Origin of the sequence: Promicromonospora sp. NPDC059942 (assembly GCF_042731755.1) — a bacterium.
In the GTDB taxonomy this organism is placed as follows: domain Bacteria; phylum Actinomycetota; class Actinomycetes; order Actinomycetales; family Cellulomonadaceae; genus Promicromonospora.
The window spans coordinates 95,779-111,254 of record NZ_JBHWLR010000001.1 but is presented as its reverse complement, the minus strand read 5'-3'; the positions used below and the strand labels follow the sequence as shown (position 1 = coordinate 111,254).

Sequence of the window (15,476 nt, the reverse complement as noted above, 5' to 3'; positions counted from 1 at the left end):
GGGCGGGTTTTTCTTCAAGGGCCCGGTTTCTCTAGGTGGTCTTTCTCTCCCCCGTCTCCTGGCGGACCCCCCCCGCGACGCGCACCGACTCGGGCTCGAAGTCGCCGTCCGGCGGCATGCTCATGGGCGCCATCCTGCCAGGAACCAGAATGGGATACCATTTTTCCATGCCCTCCCGACGCAGTCCGCGAGTCATCGCGTGCGTAACCGCCGGCCTGCTGCTGACCGGATGCGGAGCGGCGACCCCTGCGGCATCACCCGCGACGACGGCCCCGCCGACCGCGGCACCGTCCCCCACCGCTCCGTCCCCTACCGCTCCATCCACCGCCACGCCGTCCACCACCACGCCGTCCCCCACTGCTCCGGAGCTCCTGCTGGTCACGCAGGCCGACCGCGACTCGGTCGCCGTCGTCGACCCCGGTGACCGCGACGGGTCGGCCGTCGTCGACGAGATCACCGTCGGCGCGGCCCCGTGGGACGTCGCGGTGCACGCCGAAACGGGCCGCGCCTTCGTCTCAACGGCCCAGGGCGTGGCGGTCGTGGACCTCGCCACGGGCGAGCGGACCGACCTGGTCGGGTACGCGCACCGCCCGGCCCGGGTCGCCTACGGCGAGTACCGCCCCGGCGGCCTCGGGCTCGCGGTCTCCCCCGACGGCGGCACCGTGTACGTGGCGGTGAGCACCGGGGACGCGGCGTTCCTCGAGGTGGTCGACGTCGCCGACGGCGAGGTCGTGGGCTCCGTCCCCGTCGGACGGCGGCCCTTCGACGTCCTCGTGAGCGCCGACGGCAGCGAGGTCTACACGATCGACCACGACGGGTTCACCGTCACCGTCGTCGACACCGGGACGCTGGACGCCCGCCCGATCCAGGTGGCGCCGTTCGGCACCGAGGGCGGACTCGCGTCGTTCGAGAAGCCGCACTACGCGGTGCTCGACCCCGACGGCGACCTGCTCCTGCCGTACCAGGGGCGGGCGCTCGCCCGCGTCGATCCGGACTCGGGCGAGGTCGCGACCACGGACCTCGCCGCGGACACCCACCAGCATGGCGTCGCCCGCGCGGACGACGGCACGCTCGTGATCGCCGGGAACGGCCCGTTCGGCAACGCCGACAGCGGTGCGAGCATCGAGGTGGTCTCCCCCGCGGGCGACTCGACGGTGCTCGCGACCGACCGGCGCCACGAGACCGTGGCGATCTGGCGAGACGTGGACGCCACGTTCGGCGTCCTGGCCGGCGGGTACACGCAGGACGGCGCCTGGGACGGCCTCACCGTCCTCCCGCTGGAGGCCGCCCTCGACGGCGCCGACGACTCGTACGAGATCCGCGTGCCGGGCCGCCCACAGGCGGTCGTCCCGGTCACGCTGCCGAGCTAGCGAAAGAACCAGCCGGCGAACGAACTGGCCGGCGAAAGAACCAAGGAGAGGCACCCGATGAGCACCACCACGCCCAGCCCCACCGCACCCGGCCCGGCCGCCGGCCCGGTCACCGTGCTGCGCGACGTCCGCCCCTGGGGCGGCGAGCGCAGCGACCTGCACGTCGCGGACGGCGTGATCACCGCCGTCGTCCCGCACGACCCGGCGGCACAGGGTGCCAGCACCGCCGAGGGCGCCGCACCCGGCGTCGTCGACGGCGGCGGCCTGCTCGCGCTGCCCGGCCTGGTCAACGCGCACGCGCACGTCGACAAGTCGTGGTGGGGCAAGCCGTGGGTGAGCTACGGCGGGGAGCCGGGCACGCAGGGCCGCATCGCGCACGAGCGCGCGCACCGCGACGAGCTCGGCATCCCGGGCGTCGACGTGACGCTCGCCGTGCTGCGCGAGTCGGTCCGCACCGGCACCACCGCCGTCCGCTCGCACGTCGACGTCGACCTGGGCGTGGGGGTGCGCGGCATCGAGGTGGTGCGCGAGGCCGTCGCCGCGCTGGGCGGCGCGGTGCACGCCGAGATCGTGGCGTTCCCGCAGGACGGCGTGCTGCGCCGCCCGGGCGTGCTGGACCTGCTCGACCAGGCCGCGGCCGCGGGGGCCGAGCACATCGGCGGCCTGGACCCGGCGTCCATCGACCGCGACCCCGTGGGCCAGCTCGACGGCCTGTTCGCGATCGCGGAGCGGCGCGGCGTCGGCATCGACGTGCACCTGCACGACGGCGGCGAGCTGGGCGCGTTCCAGATCGAGCTGATGATCGACCGCACCGTCCGGTCCAGCCTGCAGGGCAAGGTCAACGTGGCGCACGGCTTCGCCGTCGGCCAGCTCGCCGGGTCCCGGCAGGCCGACCTCGTCGCGGCGATGGGCGACGCGGGCATCACGATGACCACGGTCGCGCCGATCGGCGCCGCTCCCCTGCCGCTGCACGCGCTGCGCGCCGCCGGCGTCGCCGTCGGCCTGGGCACGGACGGCATCCGCGACCTGTGGTCCCCGTACGGCACCGGGGACCTGCTCACGCTGACCACGCAGCTCGCGCGCCTGTCCGGCTTCCGCCGCGACGAGGACCTGGTCACCGCGGCGCGGATCGCGTCGGCGGACGCCGCCCGGTTCGTCGGCCGCCCGGTGCACGACCTCGTCGTCGGCGCGCCCGCCGACGTCGTGCTGGTCGACGCCCAGAACGTGCCCGACGCCGTGGTCCGCGCCCCGCGTCGCGCCCTCGTGATCGCGGCCGGCCGCGTCGTCGCCCGGGACGGCGAGGTCCTGGTCTGACGTCGGGCTCGGCGCCACCCTCGCCGTATCGCCCCATCACCCCATCACCCCATCACCCCATCACCCCCGCATTGATCGAACCAATCGCCCCCTCGACGCCACTCCTGCCTTGACCCGCAGCGCCCCCGTCCGTAGATTGCAGGCATTTCATCGGATGTTTGTGAAGGAGCGGCATGGCCACGATCACCGGAGTGCGCGTCGAGGACGTGCGGTTCCCGACGTCGGCCACCGCCGACGGCTCGGACGCGATGAACAAGGACGCCGACTACTCGGCGGCCTACGTCGTGCTGGAGACCGACGCGCCCGACCCGGCCGGCTCCGACCCCGCCAGACCGGGCGGGCCGGGCGGGTCGGGCCGGACGCTGGGCGGCTACGGCCTGACGTTCACGATCGGCCGGGGCAACGACATCGTGGCCGAGGCCGCGCGGCAGCAGGCCGCGCTGCTCGTGGGCCGCGACGTCGACGAGATCGCCGCGGACATGGGCGCGCTCTACCGCGACCTGACCGCAGACAGCCAGTTCCGCTGGCTCGGGCCGGAGAAGGGCGTGGTGCACCTGTCGCTGGCGGCCGTGCTCAACGCCGTCTGGGACCTGGTGGCGCGCCGCGCGGGCAAGCCGCTGTGGCGCCTGCTCGTGGAGATGACGCCGGAGCAGCTCGTCGACGTCGCCGACCTGCGCTACCTCTCCGACGCCCTCACGCGCGACGAGGCGCTGGCCCTGCTCAAGGCCCGGGAGCCGGGGCGGCAGGAGCGGCTGGCCCACCTGGAGCGCACCGGCTACCCCGTGTACACGACGTCGGCCGGCTGGCTCGGCTACAGCGACGACAAGCTCCGGCGGCTGTGCCAGGAGGCCGTGGACGCCGGGTACCAGCACGTGAAGCTGAAGGTCGGGGCGAACCTCGCCGAGGACGTCCGCCGGCTGACCATCGCGCGCGAGGTGCTCGGCCCCGACCGGAACCTGATGATCGACGCCAACCAGGTGTGGGACGTGCCGCAGGCGATCGAGTGGATGCGCGAGCTCGCCCGGTTCGACCCGCTGTGGATCGAGGAGCCGACCTCGCCCGACGACATCCTGGGGCACGCGGCGGTGCGCCGCGCCGTCGCGCCGGTCGGCGTCGCGACGGGCGAGCACTGCCACAACCGCGTGATGTTCAAGCAGCTCTTCCAGGCCGAGGCGATCGACTACTGCCAGCTCGACACGGGGCGGCTCGCCAGCATCAACGAGATCGTCGCGGTCCTGCTGCTCGCGGCCAAGTTCGGCGTGCCCGTGTGCCCGCACGCGGGCGGCGTCGGCCTGTGCGAGATGGTGCAGCACGTCTCCGTGCTGGACTACGTGGCGATCGGCGGCGACCTCACCGGCCGCGTCACCGAGTACGTGGACCACCTGCACGAGCACTTCACCGACCCGTGCGTCGTCGAGGACCGGGGCGCCGGAACGGCGTACGTGCTGCCGTCCCTGCCGGGCTACTCCACGCAGATGTACGAGGAGTCGCTGGACCGGTTCCGGTTCCCGGGCGGGACGTACTGGGCGACTCCTGGGCCCGAGACCTCGGTGAGCGGTGTCCCCGTGCGAGATACTTCCCAGCATGTCCCGCACTGACGAGGTCGTCGACGGCATCCGCAGGATGATCCTCGACGGCAGGCTGCGACCCGGCGACCGCCTGCCGGTCGAGAAGGACCTGGCCGACGAGCTCCAGGTCTCCCGCGGCTCCCTGCGCGAGGGCGTGCGCGCGCTGTCGATCCTCGGTGTGCTGCACACCCGGCAGGGTGACGGCACGTACGTGACCAGCCTCGACCCCGCGCGCCTGCTCTCCCCCATGTCGCTGGTGCTCGACCTGCAGGACGAGGGCGCCATGCCTGCGTTCCACAGCGTGCGCCGCGTCCTGGAGACGGAGGCCGCGGGGCTGGCGGCCACCCGGATGACCGACGCCGCGCTCGCCGAGGCCCGGGCCGTCCTGGACCAGGTCGCCGAGGTGCTGGACGGCGCGGAGGTGGACCACGACCGGTTCATCGAGGTCGACATCGCGTTCCACCGCGTGATCGCGTCGCACACCGGCAACCCCGTGCTGGAGGCGCTGATCGAGTCGTTCGCCGGCCGCACCGTGCGGGCGCGCCTGTGGCGCGTGCTGCACGCCGAGGGCATCGAGGCGCGCACGCACGGCGAGCACGAGGCGATCTGGCGTGCGCTCGCCGCGCGTGACCCCGAGGCCGCGCGGATCCGGATGGCGGCCCACCTCCTGGGTGTCGAGGACTGGCTGCCGAGGCCGGAGAACCTGGACGACGACGCCTGAGGCGCCGTGTCAGACGTGCAGCGCCGCTACCGTGCAGAGCCGCTCCGGTGCAGAGCCGCTACTCGTAGAGCACCGCGGCGATCTCCTCGTCGTCGATGTTCGTCTCGTCGTACCAGTAGAAGCCGGAGTCGATGACGGGCTCGACCTCCTCGCCGTCGATCGCGGCGACGGCGGCCTTGACCGTCTCGTAGCCCATCTTGATCGGGTCCTGGGTGATCGCCCCGGCCATCAGCCCGTCGCGGATCGCGTCGGTCTGCGCCTTGCCCGAGTCGAAGCCGATCACCGTGAGCTCGCCGGCCCGGCCGGACTCCTGGACGGCCTTCACGACGCCGATCGCCGAGCCCTCGTTGGTGCCGTAGATGCCCTTGAGATCCGGGTGGGCCTGCATGATCGCCTTCGCGGCGTCGGCCGACTTGAGCTGGTCGCCCGCGGCGTACTGGGTGTCGACGATCTCGATGTCGGGCGCGTTCTCCTCGATGTACTGCGTGAACCCCTCGACGCGCTGCTGCCCGGTCTGCGACGTCTGGTCGTGCCCCACGATCGCGATCTTGCCGCTGCCGACCAGCTCGGCCATGTGCTTGGCCGCCTCGGCCGACGCCGCGAGGTTGTCCGTGGACACCGTGGTCACGGGCACGTCCGAGTCCACGCCGGAGTCGAAGGCGATGACGGGGATCCCCCGCGACTGGGCGTCCGTCATCATCGGGATGGACGCCTCGGAGTCGAGGGCCGCGTAGCCGATCGCGTCCGGGCTCTTGTCCAGGGCCGTCTGCAGCATGGTGAGCTGCTTCTCCACCTCGGTCTCGGTCTCGGGTCCCTCGAACGTGACCTCGACGTCGAGCTCGGCCGCGGCGTCGTCGGCGCCCTGCTTGACCGCCTGCCAGAACTGGTGCTGGAAGCCCTTGGAGACGAGGGCGACGTAGGGCTTGTCGCCCGTCCCGGGCGCCCCGCCGGCCGCGCCGCCCGAGGCGCACGCCCCGAGGGCGAGGACGAGGGCGGTCACGGAGGTGGCCGCGGCAAGGGCCGCGAGGCGCCTGCGCGTGGTGCTGCTGCTGTTCATCCGGGTCCAGCTCCTTCGATGGTCGGTTCGAACGACGTCAGGCTTCCTTGCCGCGCCGCAGCATGTCGGCGTACACCGCCAGCACGATCACGATGCCGACGGCGACCTTCTGCCACTCCTGCGGGATCGACATGATCCGCAGGCCGTTGGTGAGCGTCGCCATGATCAGCGCGCCGATGACGGTGCCGAGGATCGTCGCCTTGCCGCCGCGCAGCGAGGTGCCGCCGATGACGACGGCGGCGATCGCCTCCAGCTCGTAGCCCAGCCCGAGGCCGGGCTGCGCGGAGTTGAGCCGCGACGCCATGACGACGCCGGCGAGCCCCGTGAACAGGCCCGCCACGACGTAGATCACGACCTTCCAGCGCCGCACGTCGACGCCGGAGATCGCCGTCGCCTCCTCGTTGGAGCCGATGGAGAGGGCGTAGCGCCCGGTGAGCGTCTTGCTGAGCGTCACGCCCGCCAGGACGGCGGCGACGAAGAAGATGAGGACGGCGTTCGGCAGCCCCGGCAGCAGCTCGCCGCCCGCGAGCTGGCCGAACCCGGGCACGTCGCTGAAGTAGATGGGCTTGGTGCCCGAGATGACCAGCGACAGGCCCTGCGCCACCATCATCATCGCGAGCGTCGCGATGAACGGCGGGAGCCGCAGGTACGCGACGTTCAGCCCGTTGAGCAGGCCGATCAGCGCCCCGATCGCGAGGCCGCCCAGCACCCCGACCACGAGCGGCAGGCCGAGGTTGGCCAGGAACACGCCGGTCATCACCGAGCACAGCGTCATGCCGGTGCCCACCGAGAGGTCGATCCCGCCGGTCGCGATGACGAGCGTGGCGCCCAGCGCCATGATCCCGGTGACGGCGGTGGCCAGCAGGATGCCCTTCACGTTGGCCCAGTCCAGGAAGTACGGGCTGGCCACCGAGAAGAACACGAAGATGACCACCAGCCCGCCGAAGGCAAGGAGCTGCTGGAGCTGCTGGCGGCTGCCCAGCCCGTTCTTGCCCAGCCCGGCCCTGCCGAGGATGGTCGTGGTCATGCGTCGCCTCCGGTCGTGACGAGCGAGCGGTCCGCACCGAACCGCGTCGCGAGCTCCATGATGTGGTGCTGGGTCGCGTCGGCATTGGCGAGCGTCCCGGTGACCCGGCCCTCGCACATGACGACGATCCGGTCGGCCAGCCGCAGCACCTCCGGCAGCTCCGACGAGATGACGACGATCGACTTGCCCTGCGCGGCCAGGCCCGTGAGCAGGGTGTAGATCTCGTCCTTGGCGCCGACGTCGATCCCGCGCGTCGGCTCGTCGACGATCAGCACGTCGCAGTCCCGCACCAGCCACTTGGCCAGGACCACCTTCTGCTGGTTGCCGCCCGAGAGGTTCTTGGCCCGCTGGGTCACCGACGGCGTCCGGATCGAGAGCTGCTCGACCATCTCGGCGGCGACGCGGCGCCCTTCGGCGTCCCGCACGAACCCGCCGCGCGTCATGCCGCGCAGCGAGGACAGCATGACGTTGCGCACCACGTCCTGGTCCAGCAGCAGGCCGTAGCGCTTGCGGTCCTCGGAGAGGTAGCCGATGCCGTGCCGGACGGCGTCGGCGGGGCTGCGCACCGTGACCGGCTTGCCGTTCACCTCGACGACGCCGGTGGACCGGTCCGCCCCGATGATCGCGCGGGCGACCTCGGTGCGGCCGGCGCCCATGAGCCCCGCGAGGCCGAGGATCTCGCCGCGGCGCAGCTCGAACGAGACGTCCTTGAGCAGCGAGCGGGTGCTGAGGCCGCGCACCGCGAGCGCCACCTCCCGGTCCGCCGCCTCGGGTGCGGGCTCCGGCCGAACCCCGGTCGCGAGCTGCCGCCCCACCATCGCGGCGATGACCTCCTGCGTGGTGGTCCGCGCCGTCGGCAGCGTGTCCACGTACCGGCCGTCGCGCAGCACCGTGATGCGGTCGGAGATCTCCTTGATCTCGTCCATCCGGTGCGACACGTAGATGACGCCGGTGCGCGGGGAGACGAAGTCGCGCACGATGCGGAACAGCGTGGCGACCTCGGTCTCGGTGAGCGCCGCCGTCGGCTCGTCCATGATCAGCACGCGGGCGTCGAACGAGAGTGCCTTGGCGATCTCGACCATCTGCTGGCCGGCGACGCTGAGGTGCGCCACGGGCTGCCGCGGGTCCAGCGGGATGCCGAGCCGCTCGAAGAGCTTGCCCGCGCGGCGCTCCAGCTCGTCGTCCCGGATGAGCAGCCCGGCGCGCCGGGGCTCGCGGCCGATGAAGATGTTCTGCGCGACCGTGAGGTCGGGCATCAGGTGGAACTCCTGGTGGATCACGCTGATGCCGAGCTCGTTGGCCTGCCGGGGGCCGGCCGGGCTCATGGCCGCGCCGTCGAGCTCCATGGTCCCCGCGTCGGCCCGGTGGATCCCGGAGAGCAGCTTGAGGAGCGTGGACTTGCCCGCCCCGTTCTCGCCGACGAGCGCCAGCACCTCGCCGTGCCGCAGGTCGAGGTGGACGTCGTCGAGCGCGCGCACCCCGGGGAAGGACTTGCTGATCCCCGTGGCACGGAGAAGTACCGGGCCGTTCGTCACGTGAGCTCCCTTGCGTACGTGCCTTGCGTCCAACACCTGCGTCCGACCACTTGCGTCCGACCACCCGCAGCCAGCTGCTGGCATTCAACCGCAGACATCGGATGCATCTCAAGGCTTTACGGGATATTCGCGTGTTTTTGGCGCGCAATGTCGCCAGCCGGCGCTGATAGATCGGATGTTCTTGGCGTCAGCGTGCGGCCGGAACCGCCTCCGGCGCGAGCAGCCCGGCGTCGGCGAGCGCCTGCCACAGGTCCGCCGGGACCTGGACGGCGGCCCGTTGGGCGGCCTGCACCGCGTGCCCGGGCTCCCCGAGCCCGACGACGGTGCTGACCACCGCGGGGTGCGTGCGCACGTAGGCGAGCGCCGCCTGGGGCAGCGTGACCCCGTGCTCCTCGCACACCTCCGCGATGCGGCGGGCGCGGTCCAGGGGCCCGGCGGGGACGGGCGCGTAGTCGTAGGTCGCGTCCGACGGCGGCCGGTCGTGCGCCAGGAGCCCCGAGTTGTAGACGGCGGCCGCGACGACCGCCACGCCGCGCTCGGCCGCCGCGGGGAGCAGGTCGGCCAGCGCGGGCTGCTCCAGGAGCGTGAACCGCCCGGCGCACATGACCACGTCGACGTCGGTCTCGCGCACGAACCGGGTCAGCATGGCGGACTGGTTCATCCCGGCGCCGATCGCGCCGACCACGCCCTGGTCGCGCAGCTCGACGAGCGCGGGCAGCGCCTCGTGCGCCGCCTGCGCCCAGTGTTCGTCGGGGTCGTGCAGGTAGACGACGTCGATCCGGTCCAGGCCGGTGCGCTCCAGGCTGGCCTCGATGGAGGCCAGCACGCCGTCGCGGGAGAAGTCCCAGACCCGGCGCGCGGTGGCGGGCACGTCGAACATCTCGGGGTCGGTGCGGTCGGCGGTCTCGGGGGACGGGACGAGCAGTCGTCCGACCTTCGTGGAGACCACCACCTCGTCGCGCGGCCGGGTGCGCAGGTAGGCGCCGAGCCGGCGCTCGGACAGGCCGAGGCCGTAGTGCGGCGCCGTGTCGAAGTACCGGATCCCTGCGTCCCACGCGGCCTGGAAGGTTGCGTGGGCCGCCTCGTCCGTGGTCGCGCGGTACAGGTTGCCGGCCGGGGCGGCACCGCACCCGAGCGTGGTGAGCCGGACGCCGGTGGCGCGCACCTCGGTGGTCAGCATGTGGGGTCCTCCTCGACGACACCGGCGAAAACATCAGATGTATAGCACGTCGGGTGCGGCTCGCGGAACGGACGTTCGGGACGATCCCTCAACACCTCCTAGGCTCGGGCCCGTGACTGCGCTGTGGTGGACGGAGACCGGCCCGAGCGACGCCCCCGTGGTGCTGCTGCTGCACGGCGGAGGCGTGGGCGCCTGGATGTGGCGCGGCCAGGTCGCGGCCCTGCGCGACCGGTATCGGGTCGTCACCCCGGACCTCCCCGGCCACGACCACAGCGCGGCCATGCCGTTCCCCTCGGCCGCGGAACTCGTCGAGGACCTGGCGGGGCTGCTCAAGGAGGTAGGTCCGGCCGCGACCGTCGTCGGCTTCTCGTTCGGCGCCCAGCTCACGGTCGCGCTCGCCGCGGCCCACCCCGACCTCGTCGCGCGCGCCGTCGTCATCAGCGCCCTCACCGAGCCGATGTCGTTGCCCGGCCTGAGCGCGTGGCTGGTCCGCGCGGCGGCCCCGCTCGGCGGGCAGCGCTGGTTCGCGCGCCTCCAGGCCAAGGCTCTCTACATCGACGACGAGATGTTCGATGACTACCTGCGCACCGCCCGCTCGCTGTCCGCGACGGACCTGGTCGCGCTGACCAGGGCGAACGCGGCCTTCCGCGTCCCGGAGGCCTGGGCGGACTTCCCCGGACAGGCGCTGCTGCTGGCCGGCGGAGCCGAGCCGCGCGCGCTCGTGCGCGGGATGCGCAACCTGCACCGCAGCCTGCCGGGGTCGGAGCTGGAGGTCGTCGCGGGCGCCGGGCACGGCCTGCCGCTCCAGCGTCCGGCCTGGTTCACGGAGCGGCTGCTGGACTGGCTCGCGCAGGGCCAGCCCAGGCGAGGCACAATGCAGGATGACCACTGACGAGAACCCCCCGGTCGACGTCAAGCCCCGCTCCCGACAGGTGACCGACGGCCTGGAGGCCACCGCGTCGCGCGGCATGCTCCGCGCCGTCGGGCTGGGCGACGACGACTTCGCCAAACCGCAGATCGGCGTCGCGAGCTCATGGAACGAGATCACGCCCTGCAACCTCTCGCTGGACCGGCTCGCGAAGGCGAGCAAGGAGGGGGTGCACGCCGCGGGCGGGTACCCGCTGGAGTTCGGCACCATCTCCGTCTCGGACGGCATCTCGATGGGGCACGAGGGCATGCACTTCTCGCTCGTGTCGCGCGAGGTGATCGCCGACTCCGTCGAGACCGTGATGCAGGCCGAGCGCCTGGACGGCTCGGTGCTGCTCGCCGGCTGCGACAAGTCGCTGCCGGGCATGCTGATGGCCGCCGCCCGCCTGGACCTGTCCAGCGTGTTCCTCTACGCAGGCTCGATCATGCCGGGCTGGGTCAAGCTGACCGACGGCACCGAGAAGCAGGTCACGATCATCGACGCCTTCGAGGCGGTCGGCGCGTGCTCGCGCGGGCTGATGAGCCAGGAGGACGTCGACCGCATCGAGCGCGCGATCTGCCCCGGCGAGGGCGCGTGCGGCGGCATGTACACGGCCAACACGATGGCGTCGGCGGCCGAGGCGCTCGGCATGTCGCTGCCCGGCTCCGCGGCGCCGCCCGCGGCCGACCGTCGCCGCGACACCTGGGCGCACCGCTCCGGCGAGGCCGTGGTGAACCTGCTGCGCAAGGGCATCACGGCGCGCGACATCCTGACCAAGGAGGCGTTCGAGAACGCGATCGCCGTCGTCATGGCGTTCGGCGGCTCCACGAACGCGGTGCTGCACCTGCTCGCCATCGCGCACGAGGCCGAGGTGGAGCTCACCCTCGACGACTTCTCCCGCGTCGCCGACCGCGTGCCGCACCTGGGCGACCTCAAGCCCTTCGGGCAGTACGTCATGAACGACGTCGACCGCATCGGCGGGGTGCCCGTGGTGATGAAGGCGCTGCTCGACGCCGGGCTGCTGCACGGCGACGCCCTGACCGTCACGGGCCGCACCATGGCCGAGAACCTCGCCGACATCGCGCCGCCGGACCCGGACGGCAAGATCCTGCGCGCCATGGACAACCCGATCCACCGCACCGGCGGCATCACCATCCTGAACGGGTCGCTGGCTCCGGGGGGCGCCGTCGTGAAGTCGGCCGGCTTCGACTCCGACGTCTTCGAGGGCACGGCGCGCGTGTTCGAGCGCGAGCGGGGCGCGCTCGACGCCCTGGAGGACGGCACGATCCAGGCGGGCGACGTCGTCGTCATCCGCTACGAGGGCCCCAAGGGCGGGCCGGGCATGCGCGAGATGCTCGCCATCACCGGCGCCATCAAGGGCGCGGGCCTCGGCAAGGACGTGCTGCTCATCACCGACGGCCGGTTCTCCGGCGGCACCACCGGCCTGTGCGTGGGCCACATCGCGCCCGAGGCGGTGGACGCCGGGCCCATCGCCTTCGTGCGCGGCGGCGACCGCATCCGCCTCGACGTGGCCTCCAAGACCCTGGACCTGCTGGTCGACCCGGCCGAGCTGGAGTCCCGCTCGGCGGGCTGGGCGCCGCTGCCGCACTCGTACCAGCGCGGTGTGCTCGCCAAGTACACGAAGCTGGTCCAGTCGGCGTCGAAGGGGGCCGTGCTCGAATAAGGCCGTGCTGGAGTAGACAAGCCCACACTGCGGACCAGGTCGTTGCCGAGGCTAACTATCTGACACGATGGCGGTGTGACGAGCGACGGCGGTAGCGGCGGTTCAGGGGACGATCGGGACTTCCGCTTTCGCGACATCGCCGTCGTCGCCTACCTGCCGTCCGTCGTCAGCTCGATCGGCCACGGCGCCGTCATGCCAGTGCTCGCGATCCACGCCGGCGACCTGGGAGCGGGCACGGCACTGGCGGCGTTCGTCGTCGCGCTGCTGGGTATCGGGCAGCTCGCCAACTCGCTGCCCTCCGGCGCGCTCGTGGCGCGGCTCGGCGAGCGCCGCACCCTGGTGATCGCCGGGCTGGTCGACGCGGTGGCGATGCTCGTCGCGTTCTTCGTGCCCTCGGTCTGGCTGCTGTGCGTCTGCGTCTTCGTCAGCGGGATGAGCTGGACGGCGTTCCTGCTGGCCCGGCAGGGGTTCCTCATCGACGCGGTGCCGGTGAGCCACCGGGCGCGCGGCATGGCGCTGCTCGGCGGGTCGATGCGCCTCGGCATCCTGGTCGGCCCGCTGCTGGGCGCGCTGCTGATCCACCTGTTCGGCGTGCGCTCCGTGTTCCTGCTCGCGGCCTGCGCGTCGGTCGCGTCCGCGCTGATCGTCACGCGGATGCCGGACTTCGGCCGCGTGCGCCGGGGCGCCGTCCCGCTGCCGGTGCACTCGGTGCTGTGGGAGCACCGCCGCACCCTGCTCACGCTTGGCGTGGCGGTCATCATCATCGGCGCGTCGCGGTCGGTGCGCACCGGCCTGCTGCCGCTGTGGGCCGACCACGTGCACATCTCCGCCGCCGTCGTCTCCCTGCTGTTCGCGGTCGCGGCGACGATCGACATCGCGCTCACCCTCCCGGGCGGCTGGCTGCTCGACACCAAGGGCCGGCGGGTGGTGGCGGTGCCCGTCGTGGTCGCCGTCGGCGTCGGCTGCCTGCTGCTCCCCCTGGCCGACTCGGCGCTCACCGTCGGCCTGGTGATGGCGCTCATCGCGCTCGGCAACGGGCTCGGCTCGGGGATCGTCATGACCCTCGGCGCCGACGTCGCCCCCGAGGAGGGCCGGTCGCAGTTCCTCGGCGGCTGGCGGCTGTGCGGCGACATCGGCAACACCGGCGGGCCGCTGCTCGTCTCGGCCGTGGCCGCGATCGCGCCGCTGGCCGCGGCACCGGTCCTCATCGGTGTGCTGGCGCTGCTCGGCGCCATCTGGGTGGGGCACTGGACCGGCAGGGCCGACCGGGACCGCCGCGCCGGGGGCGGCGCGCCGGCGTAGTCGGGCCTGTCGGGCGGAACGACGGCGGCCGTGCCACGGTGAGACCGTGACAGCGCGGCCCGAACCCCCTGATCTCGACGCGACGGATCTCGACGCGATGGTCGACGCCCTGTACACGCAGCCGCTCGACGGTTTCGTGGCCGCCCGCGACGCCGCGGCCCGCAAGGTGGCGGACGGCGGCGACCGGCTCGGTGCGGAGCGGATCAAACGGCTGCCCAAGCCGTCGGTCGCGGCGTGGGTGATCAACCACGTGGTGCGGGAGCGCCCGGACGACGTCGCGGCGCTCACCGCCGTCGGCGACGAGCTCCGCGCGGCCACGCAGGACCGCGACCGCGCCCGCATCAAGGCGCTGGACCACCTGCGCAGGGAACGCACCGAGGCGCTGGTCGGCGCCGTGCGGGACGCCGGCGAGGTGGGTGGGCGGCCGGTGTCGGCCGCCGTCCTCGACCGCCTCACCGAGACGCTGACGGCCGCCGTGATGGACGCGGACGCCGGCGCGGCCGTCCGTGCCGGACGCCTCTCCCGTGGCTTGCAGCACGCCGGCTTCGGGATCGTCGACGAGCTCGGCGAGGAGGCGGACCTGGTGACGCTGCGCCCGGGCGCGGCGGAAGCGGACGCGGCAAAGTCGGGCGCGACGGAGGCTGACGCGGCGGCGGCGGACACGGCCGAGAAGACGGCGGGCGCGACGGAGGAGTCGGCGGAGGCGTCGGCGGAGGCGTCGGCGGAGGCGTCGGCGGAGGCGTCGGCGGAGCCGGACAGCGACGCCGCCGAACGGGCCGTCGAGGAGACCTCCGCGCAGGTGGACCGCCTGGAGGCCCGCCGCGACGACGCGAGCGACCGCCTGCACGCCGCGGACGCCGCCGTCGAGCACGCGGAGGGCGAGACCGCGCGCCTGGACGAGGAGGTCGCGCGGCTGACCGCCGAGCGCGACGCGGCGCATCGCGCCCTCGACGCAGCCCGGGCGGAGGCGGACGAGGCGCGCGCCGACCTGACCGCCGTCGAGGACGAGCTCGACGACGCCGAGGAGCGCGCGGCGCAGGCCCGCCGTCGTCGCCGCGCGGCACGCGGACGGTGAGCCACACCGCGCGGGCGGCGCGTCAGCCGCCCCGAACGCGCCCCGTGGGCAGCAGGTCAGGCGTGGCCCCGTGCTCCCTGAGCACGGCGATCACGGCCCGTCGGCTGGTGAGCCGCCTGATCTCGGCGGCCGCCTCCCGGTCGAGCCGGTCCAGCAGGTCCGCGGCGACGTCGGGGGCGTCGAGCACGTCCGGCAGGTCGGCCAGCGGCACGCCCAGCTCGGTCAGGCGCGTGATCCGCAGCAGCCGGGCCAGGTGGCGCACGTCGTACTCGTACTCGTGCTCGCACTCCTGCTCGTGCTGGTCCTGGTCCTGGTCCTGAACTTGATCGTGAACCTGGCCGTCAGCCGTGCGGGCCGGCGCCTCGAGCAGCCCGATCCGGTGATAGTGCCGCAGGGCACGGATCGTCACGCCGGCGAGGGCCGCCAGCTCGCTGGTGCGCAACGATCTCCTCCTTCGATCGATCGACAACGCGTCGGACAGACCGCACGCGTGGGACAGACCGTACCGGCACGGCAAGAGGTCGATTCTGCCCCTCCGCAGGGGCCCGCTGCGGAGGGGGTCGCTCGGTAGCTCCCGTCCCAGACACGGGAACTACCAATTGCAACGTATCAGGTGGAATTTAACCTTCACCCCGACGAATGCGTGGAAAGTCGGCAATGAGATAGATCAATTCATCCACCGCGAATACACCAGCCGCCGCCCGTGATTTCTCATGACGAACACGGCGGAGCAGGC

Annotated in this window: 13 protein-coding genes; 8 read left to right on the top strand and 5 right to left on the bottom strand. The window is 73.0% G+C overall.

The annotated features are described in order from the left end of the window. The first annotated feature begins 167 nt into the window (after nt 1-167). From ACFV9Q_RS00470 to ACFV9Q_RS00455, 4 genes are all read left to right on the top strand, one after another. Complete coding sequence (locus tag ACFV9Q_RS00470; protein ID WP_377232654.1) at nt 168-1,370, top strand: hypothetical protein; 1,203 nt, start codon at nt 168-170, stop codon at nt 1,368-1,370. Nucleotides 1,371-1,427: 57 nt separating this feature from the next. After that, entirely contained in the window at nt 1,428-2,684 is a 1,257-nt protein-coding gene (locus ACFV9Q_RS00465; RefSeq protein ID WP_377232653.1) for an amidohydrolase, read from the top strand. Nucleotides 2,685-2,857: 173 nt separating this feature from the next. Then, nucleotides 2,858-4,282 (top strand): enolase C-terminal domain-like protein, encoded by a 1,425-nt coding sequence (locus ACFV9Q_RS00460; protein WP_377232652.1) that lies wholly within the window; start codon nt 2,858-2,860, stop codon nt 4,280-4,282. Next, on the top strand, nt 4,269-4,973 hold the full coding sequence (locus ACFV9Q_RS00455; protein WP_377232651.1) for a FadR/GntR family transcriptional regulator: 705 nt from the start codon (nt 4,269-4,271) through the stop codon (nt 4,971-4,973). Before ACFV9Q_RS00460 ends, ACFV9Q_RS00455 begins: the two co-directional genes overlap by 14 nt. Before the next feature lie 58 nt (nt 4,974-5,031). Here the strand turns inward: ACFV9Q_RS00455 and ACFV9Q_RS00450 are convergent, their stop codons facing one another. From ACFV9Q_RS00450 to ACFV9Q_RS00435, 4 genes are all read right to left on the bottom strand, one after another. Then, nucleotides 5,032-6,030 carry an ABC transporter substrate-binding protein gene (locus tag ACFV9Q_RS00450; RefSeq protein WP_377232650.1) on the bottom strand — a complete coding sequence of 333 codons (999 nt, stop codon included), beginning with the start codon at nt 6,028-6,030 and terminating at the stop codon, nt 5,032-5,034. Nucleotides 6,031-6,067: 37 nt separating this feature from the next. Further along, nucleotides 6,068-7,057 (bottom strand): ABC transporter permease, encoded by a 990-nt coding sequence (locus ACFV9Q_RS00445; RefSeq protein WP_377232649.1) that lies wholly within the window; start codon nt 7,055-7,057, stop codon nt 6,068-6,070. Beyond that, nucleotides 7,054-8,592 (bottom strand): sugar ABC transporter ATP-binding protein, encoded by a 1,539-nt coding sequence (locus tag ACFV9Q_RS00440; protein WP_377232648.1) that lies wholly within the window; start codon nt 8,590-8,592, stop codon nt 7,054-7,056. The genes ACFV9Q_RS00445 and ACFV9Q_RS00440 overlap by 4 nt, the downstream gene beginning before the upstream one ends. Nucleotides 8,593-8,779: 187 nt before the next feature. Continuing rightward, nucleotides 8,780-9,772: an aldo/keto reductase gene (locus tag ACFV9Q_RS00435; RefSeq protein WP_377232647.1), complete on the bottom strand. Its 993-nt coding sequence runs from the start codon at nt 9,770-9,772 to the stop codon at nt 8,780-8,782. Between the two features lie 112 nt (nt 9,773-9,884). Here ACFV9Q_RS00435 and ACFV9Q_RS00430 point away from each other — a divergent pair, with 112 nt between their 5' ends. The 4 genes from ACFV9Q_RS00430 (at nt 9,885) to ACFV9Q_RS00415 (ending at nt 14,740) form a co-directional block, all read left to right on the top strand. Further along, nucleotides 9,885-10,664: an alpha/beta fold hydrolase gene (locus tag ACFV9Q_RS00430; RefSeq protein ID WP_377232646.1), complete on the top strand. Its 780-nt coding sequence runs from the start codon at nt 9,885-9,887 to the stop codon at nt 10,662-10,664. After that, complete coding sequence (ilvD, locus tag ACFV9Q_RS00425) at nt 10,654-12,363, top strand: dihydroxy-acid dehydratase (RefSeq protein WP_377232645.1); 1,710 nt, start codon at nt 10,654-10,656, stop codon at nt 12,361-12,363. Before ACFV9Q_RS00430 ends, ilvD begins: the two co-directional genes overlap by 11 nt. 75 nt (nt 12,364-12,438) lie before the next feature. Then, on the top strand, nt 12,439-13,665 hold the full coding sequence (locus tag ACFV9Q_RS00420) for an MFS transporter (protein WP_377229244.1): 1,227 nt from the start codon (nt 12,439-12,441) through the stop codon (nt 13,663-13,665). A gap of 46 nt (nt 13,666-13,711) precedes the next feature. Next, entirely contained in the window at nt 13,712-14,740 is a 1,029-nt protein-coding gene (locus ACFV9Q_RS00415) for a hypothetical protein (RefSeq protein ID WP_377232644.1), read from the top strand. A gap of 22 nt (nt 14,741-14,762) precedes the next feature. Here ACFV9Q_RS00415 and ACFV9Q_RS00410 read toward each other — a convergent pair whose 3' ends face one another. Further along, a complete protein-coding gene (locus ACFV9Q_RS00410; protein WP_377232643.1) occupies nt 14,763-15,182 on the bottom strand; it encodes a MerR family transcriptional regulator in 420 nt (139 codons plus the stop codon). Nucleotides 15,183-15,476: the final 294 nt, after the last annotated feature.